This window comes from Moorena sp. SIO3I6 (genome assembly GCF_010672095.1).
The window spans coordinates 1-6,723 of sequence record NZ_JAAHHU010000257.1 but is presented as its reverse complement, the minus strand read 5'-3'; the positions used below and the strand labels follow the sequence as shown (position 1 = coordinate 6,723).

Below are 6,723 nucleotides of genomic sequence, written 5' to 3'. Positions count from 1 at the left end.
TGGTTTGAAGGTTATTGGGTTGAAGGTTATTGGGTTGAAGGTTATTGGGTTGAAGGTTATTGGGTTGTTCGCGAACAACCTGTAACTTGCTAACCTGTAACGGTTCCTCCAACTCTTTAACCTGTAACGGTTCCTCCAACTCTTTAACCTGTAACGGTTCCTCCAACTCTTTAACCTGTAACTCGTCATAGTTATTGAAGTCAGATAAGTCAAAGGTAACTGTGACACTCGCTTCGACAGTGCCTCGATGTTCTTTATTGTGGTTAACTAAATCAGGAAGGCGTTCAGCTCGCATTCCTTTGGAACTGGCGATACCAAGACAAAATAGAAGAGCATCAAGGATGTTGGATTTGCCTGACCCGTTTGGCCCAGAAATTACGGTAAATCCTTCCAGGAGGGGGATTTTTGTGGTGCCGCCGAAGGATTTGAACCGCGAGAGTTCCACTCGCTTGATGTGTACCATAGGCGTTTCTGGGTTTAGGTTAACCGGTTGGTCACACAGAGTGTGCGTACTGAACACATTGCTGATCAGCGTAGCATGGGCAATAGGCAGATGGCGCAACTGATGGGTTAAAAGATGTAAATGGGTTAACCGATGGAATGGATGGGGGGACGGAAGGGGGACAGTGTGGGGCTGCAATTAAAATGCTCTATACTATATCAAAAAAACCAATAACTAATGACTAGTGACTAATCACCAATGAGTTAACAAACTAATATTTCACTAATAGTTCAGTATGTCATCGCCGTGAAACAAGCTATATAATCACTCCTTGAACCCATTGGTAATACTTGCGTCGTGATTGCAATCTATCCAGGCAGCTTCGATCCCATTACCCTAGGACACCTTGACATCATCCAGCGTGGCTGTAGACTCTTTGATAAGGTGATTGTGACGGTGCTGCGCAATCCAAATAAATCTCCCTTGTTCACAGTGCTTGAGCGAGTCGAGCAGATTAAACTTTGCACCCAAGACTTACCTAATGTGGAAGTGGACAGTTTCACCGGTTTAACGGTGGAATATGCCAAACTGAAGAAAGCTCAAGTACTGTTGCGAGGGTTAAGGGTGCTTTCTGACTTTGAGAAGGAACTCCAGATGGCTCATACTAATCATACCCTCTGGGATGAAATCGAAACGGTTTTTCTCGCCACCTCTAACGAATATAGTTTCTTGAGTAGTAGCGTAGTCAAAGAGATTGCCAAATTTGGCGGCTCCGTCGATCATCTTGTCCCCCAACAGGTTGCCTTAGATATATACCGATGTTACGCCAAGAATCATCCCGGTACGACCCACCCGAGCAAAACAAACCCCCAAACCCTACTGAATCCTTTAATCCTGGATCAGGAGACATAGATATTCAGGGGCAATTTAACTATATCGAGGACATAATCTTCGATAGCCCCCACATCCCCTTTACCCGGCGCACCCTGATTGATGAAGAACTGTTGCTGGCTCAACTCGACTTGGTGCGGGAAAATTTGCCCTTAGCTTTTCAACAAGCTACTAGAATAATTGAAGAACACGATGCAATTATCCAGCAAGCTGAACAGTACGCTCAAGAAATCATTGAGACAGCTCAGCGGCGTGCTGAAATGATTTTAGATGAACTCGGTATTATTCAGCAAGCGGAACACGAAGCCCAACAAATCAGCCAACAAGTTCAAAAAGAGTGTGAGGCGATGCACAAGCAAACGGTATCGGAGCTTGAGCAGATGCGCCGCAAAGCCCAGCAGGAACTGGAGCAAATGCGCCAAATGACCCTAGCGGAGTGTGAGGAAATTCAAAATGGGGCAGATGCCTACGCTGACGGAGTGCTCTACAATATTGAGCAGCACCTCAGTGACATGCTTAGAGTAATTCGCAATGGACGTCAGCAACTCAATGGTCCTGTCAAACCCCAAAACTCTGGCAAGAAAGATAATGGTAAGAAAGACAATGGTAAGAAAGACAATGGTAAGAAAGACAATGGTAAGGGGGGTTCACGCTCACCTAAAACCCCATCGAAGTCAAAAAAAGGATGAACGAAGGATTAAGGATTAAGGATTAAGGATTAACTAAGAACTAAGGACATTTCTAGAACTTATTAGGTACAGTATTTTTTGACGCTTATTACCTGAAAACCCTCTTTTATATTGCCTTTTGCATTAAAAGGATAATAAGTTTCGATAATCGTTATTATAATTGCAATATTTAATTTATTCGGTTGTTAAAGAGCCGCTACGCGATTGGCCGTAGGTCACGCTACGCGAACGCATTTTTGATGGAGAATCAGTTTAAGCCCTAATTTAGGATAACACTGGATGTTTAACCCTTATCGCCATACACAAGAGTTAGAGCGACCTTTTTCCTTTGAGCGCCTGTATCGTCATCCTGGTTCCCTTAGTCCCTACGATCAAGGTGGTACTCGCAAACGAATTGCGATTATCGGTGGAGGAATTGCTGGGCTTGTTAGTGCTTATGAACTCAGTCAACTCAACCATCAAGTTACTATATTAGAAGCTGATTCTCGCCTTGGAGGAAGAATTAAGACTCATTATTTTAGTGATGGTACTTATGGGGAATTAGGCGCAATGCGAATTCCTACTAGTCATGGCTGCACATTACACTATATAGATAAATTTAATTTACCAAAAAGACCTTTTATTAATTACAATCCCGGCGCTTTTTATTATCTACGGGGTAATAAAACTCGTTTAGATAGTTACCAAGAGTTGTTTGGTGTTTACAATTTAACCCCTGATGAGCAACAAGACCCAGGGGAACTTTACGACCAGTTATTGGAAGAATTAATCGATTCTTTGACTGAAAAAGAGAAATGGGAGTTATTTGCACCCACTTTCACCAGTGATCAAGTTATAAAATGGGATACCCTAACGGTTACCGACTATTTTCGCAGTCATCTTTCTCCCGATGCTTTTGAGTTACTCGGTCATGCTACTGGAGCAATTCATTACGACAAAGTATCTCTGTTAAATGGTTTAATTGACTTCTTTGCTTGGCATCGAGTAGAACAATATGAGCTAATCGGAGGACTGGAAACGTTAATTAAGGCTTTGGTTAAAAGGATATCAGGCATAATCCAGACTGAAGCCAGAGTAACAACTATAGAAATGACCGATAGAGGGGTTAGGCTGGTCTGGAATAAGCTGGATAAGCAACAAACCGCTGAATTTGACTATATTATCTGTACCATTCCTGCTACTGCTCTGGCTCAGATTAATTTTGACCCTAGTTTACCTAGCCAACAACGGGAAGCTATTAACAACTTGGGGTATTGCAGTTCCAGTAAAACTCTATTACACTGTACCGCTCGTCCTTGGGAATTTGCCGATCATGTCTATGGGGGTGGTAGCTTTACGGATTTAAATTTCGAAAAGTGTTGGTATCCTTCTGATAATGCTCAATTAGACTCAACAAACATTTCTCAACCTCACTTTATTGCTAAAGATAAGGATATTTCTTATCAGCCATCAGTATTAACGGCTGCTTATCGCTGGGAAGATAATTCCAGGAAATTTAGGACTTTAGAGGAAACAGCTAAAACCAATTTAACCTTAGAGGAAGTTTCCCAACTGCATCCTGAGATTAAAGACTATACTGATGAGATTATTCATAGTATTTGGGATGAAGATAATCAGTCTGGTTCTGGTTCTTATGCTTATTTTGCTCCAGGGGATCGGGAGAACTATCAACCATTACTCGGTCAAGCTTATCCAGTAGATAATCCCCGTGTTTTCTTTGCAGGGGAACACTTGGCAATTAATCATGCTTCAGTTCAAGGAGCGGTACAAACAGCTGTTTCAGCAGTTATTGATCTTCTCGAAAGTTCTATTTTTGAGATTTAATCGATTCTATTTATTTCCCTGGCTTCTCACGCACTACCTAAACTAGATAAAGGCAAAAACAACAATAATGGATGCTCTTTCGTTCCTTCAAACCCGTATCTATCATAATAAGCCAGAAGTTCAATCTTTTTCAATTAAAAAAGCCTGATGCCGTTGGATAGCTTCTTTTAAATGCTTATTAGGGGCAGGCGGATTTTCAATCAGACTAAAAATTATATCCGCATCTTGGGGTGATAAATGAATCACCTGTTCTGCATTAATCACTTTTTGGGCTTCTTTAACCTGAGCATGAACCATAAATTGATTTAAGGTTGCCCCCGTTAAATCCGCAGCCTTTTGTAAAGTATCTTTGACCGATGCAGGAAGCCTAGCTGTCACACGAGTATCATTAGGAGTGGTACTTGCCATCTGAATTTATGCCTCAATTTCTTTCACTATAGCAATTCTCTATCCCATTAGGTACCAAGGGATCCCCCTAAATCCCCCTTAAAAAGGGGGACTTTGAGGTTGATCAGCGTACCTGGTAAATGCCATAAAGACTATATAACAGAATAGTGTCATTTTGTCACCATAAATTTCAGCTTCAAGAAGAACGATCTATGACTCAAGCCAAAGCCGAACAGAAATTATACAGCTTTGATGAATTTATCAGCTGGTATCCCGAAAACTCAGAAGTCCGGTACGAACTGTATGATGGAGTAATTATCGAAATGCCCAAGCCAAAGGGGAAACATTCAAATCTAACCGGTTCTCTGATCGAGCAACTATTGATAGTTATCAGGCAGATAGACAAAGGAGGCATTTGGACTATTCCTAGAGAGTCAATTGTTAAACCAAAACGGGAAAACTCAGGTTATGAACCGGACATTATTGTTTTGAATCAAGACGTTATGGGGGCGGAATCTCGGTGGGAAAGCGAATCAATTATTCAAAATCCTGATTCCGTCAAATTAATCGTCGAAGTTGTTTCAACTAATTGGCGTGACGATTACTACAATAAGCTTAGAGATTATGAAGAGATGGGGATCGAAGAATATTGGATTATCGATTATGCCGCATTGGGGGCGAGAAAGTTTATCGGCAACCCCAAGCAACCCACATTTTTTGTTTGTCATTTAGTTGACGGCGAATATCAGATGACGCCCTTTACGGGAAATACTCCCATTGTTTCCACGACTTTTCCCCAGTTCAAGTTATCCGCACAGCATATTTTTAACCTAGCTTTGTAGGAAAAAAATAGCCAGCAGCATTCATCTCAAGCTATTTTGTGTGACCACTATCGACTGGAAGAGTGATATCATGTCCGGATAATTAGAGATAAAAAACCTTCTTCCTTGAAACCTTACTTCTTTACTTCTGCCTTGTGCCTTCTGCCCTCTGCCTTCGATTCGACTAGAGTGTAAGTATTCAACTGAACATGATATCAGATCATCCCACGGCTACGCCTTGAGCTTACCAACCTCACAGTTGGGCATTTCTGCCCCAGTCAAAACCCTTGCGGTCATGAGTTTTACTGAGAAGTTAAATCTTTTTAACTAAAAAAAGCCTGATGTGGTTGGATAGCTTCTTTTAAGAGTCTAGAAGAAATAACGTGAACTATTGCTAAAATTCAGGAAAAGCATATCATATGTCTGCTAAGGATTATTTTCATGAAGCTGTCAAAGGAGGACTAATTAAGGATGGATGGATTATCACTCACGATCCACTCTACCTGGATTTTGATAACGCTCGTATTCAAATAGATCTGGCAGGAGAGAAACTAATTGCAGCGGAGCAAGGTCTTGAAAAAATTGCTGTTGAGGTGAAAAGTTTTATCGGTTCTTCTACAATTTATGAATTTTACTTAGCAGTGGGACAATGTTTAAGTTATCGAATTGCCTTAAAAGCGCAACAACCGGAACGTAAACTTTATCTAGCGGTTCCTACCTATACTTACGAAGAATTTTTTCGTCGTCCTTTCGCAAAGCAAACGATTCAAGAATCTAACATAAACCTATTGGTATATGAGCCAAATCAGGAGGTAATTTTGCAGTGGATAAGTTAATTCAGTATCGTCATTTGATTCAGGAAATCTTGGAAAAGCATAGTCTGGTTAAGCTAGCCAATGAAGATATCAAAGTCTATAAATTCTTCGATCCTGAGCAAGATCATTATCAAGTCTTTCATGCAGGATGGCAAAATTATCGTCGTGTTTTCGGACCTTTGATTCACATTGATATTCTTGATGGAAAAATCTGGATTCAACATGATGGCACCGAGTTTGGGGTGGCGAATGAGTTACTTGAATTAGGGATACCGAAACAAGATATTGTCCTAGGGTATCATGCCCCATTTATGCGTCAATTTGATGGATTTGCTGTTGGTTAGAAAGTAGATATTTATGGTTTTTTAGGGAACAGGGAACAGGGAACGGGTGCGTCCCTATCTCCCTATCTCCCTATCTCCCTATCTGCCTATCTCCCTATCTCCCCACCAATTACATTTGAGTCCGACGCCAAAAAAAGCCCTGGGATCAGAGGGGATTCCTGCTCCCTAAAAACCAATAATTTGTAGCTCAGTTAATAAAAAAATCAGGTAAATTTATTAGACAGAATTGAGTCTAAAAATGGTTAATAAAACTAATTGCAAATAAATGTAAAATATTTTAATTAACCCTTGCATTTTTTCGAGGATTTATCTATACTATATAAGGTAAAGACTGATACTAATAACCGCGCTGGTCATGCCCGTTAATCATCTCCAGCGCGGTTTTCCTCCCACCTAAATAGGAGCTACTTCCATGATGCCAAAAAAATCACGATTATCAATCCCGACTTTTCAGCAATCCACCGGATCTCTCTTGGGGATACGGCATTGTCTTGATGCAGTCGCTCATGG

8 protein-coding genes are annotated in these 6,723 nt (G+C 41.0%); 6 read left to right on the top strand and 2 right to left on the bottom strand.

Annotated features, from left to right (window positions below; translation table 11 throughout):
* Positions 1-463, bottom strand: a 463-nt coding sequence (locus tag F6K49_RS33215; RefSeq protein ID WP_293103513.1) for an AAA family ATPase, incomplete at its 3' end; no start/stop codon positions are given.
* A gap of 336 nt (positions 464-799) precedes the next feature.
* On the opposite strand from F6K49_RS33215, the gene coaD reads away from it, so the two are divergent.
* The 3 genes from coaD (at position 800) to F6K49_RS33200 (ending at position 3,846) form a co-directional block, all read left to right on the top strand.
* Positions 800-1,354 carry a pantetheine-phosphate adenylyltransferase gene (gene coaD, locus F6K49_RS33210; RefSeq protein WP_287313897.1) on the top strand — a complete coding sequence of 185 codons (555 nt, stop codon included), beginning with the start codon at positions 800-802 and terminating at the stop codon, positions 1,352-1,354.
* Positions 1,261-2,022: an ATP synthase F0 subunit B gene (locus F6K49_RS33205; RefSeq protein WP_293017356.1), complete on the top strand. Its 762-nt coding sequence runs from the start codon at positions 1,261-1,263 to the stop codon at positions 2,020-2,022. Before coaD ends, F6K49_RS33205 begins: the two co-directional genes overlap by 94 nt.
* A 279-nt stretch (positions 2,023-2,301) precedes the next feature.
* The gene (locus tag F6K49_RS33200; protein WP_293103510.1) at positions 2,302-3,846 is read left to right on the top strand and encodes an NAD(P)/FAD-dependent oxidoreductase; all 1,545 of its coding nucleotides are present in this window, start codon (positions 2,302-2,304) and stop codon (positions 3,844-3,846) included.
* Between the two features lie 120 nt (positions 3,847-3,966).
* Here the strand turns inward: F6K49_RS33200 and F6K49_RS33195 are convergent, their stop codons facing one another.
* The gene (locus tag F6K49_RS33195; RefSeq protein ID WP_293040168.1) at positions 3,967-4,254 is read right to left on the bottom strand and encodes a DUF1778 domain-containing protein; all 288 of its coding nucleotides are present in this window, start codon (positions 4,252-4,254) and stop codon (positions 3,967-3,969) included.
* A 191-nt stretch (positions 4,255-4,445) separates the two neighbouring features.
* On the opposite strand from F6K49_RS33195, the gene F6K49_RS33190 reads away from it, so the two are divergent.
* The 3 genes from F6K49_RS33190 (at position 4,446) to F6K49_RS33180 (ending at position 6,213) form a co-directional block, all read left to right on the top strand.
* A complete protein-coding gene (locus F6K49_RS33190; RefSeq protein WP_293072298.1) occupies positions 4,446-5,075 on the top strand; it encodes a Uma2 family endonuclease in 630 nt (209 codons plus the stop codon).
* A gap of 398 nt (positions 5,076-5,473) precedes the next feature.
* A complete protein-coding gene (locus tag F6K49_RS33185; RefSeq protein WP_293103506.1) occupies positions 5,474-5,890 on the top strand; it encodes a XisH family protein in 417 nt (138 codons plus the stop codon).
* A complete protein-coding gene (locus tag F6K49_RS33180) occupies positions 5,878-6,213 on the top strand; it encodes a XisI protein (RefSeq protein ID WP_293103503.1) in 336 nt (111 codons plus the stop codon). Before F6K49_RS33185 ends, F6K49_RS33180 begins: the two co-directional genes overlap by 13 nt.
* Positions 6,214-6,723: the final 510 nt, after the last annotated feature.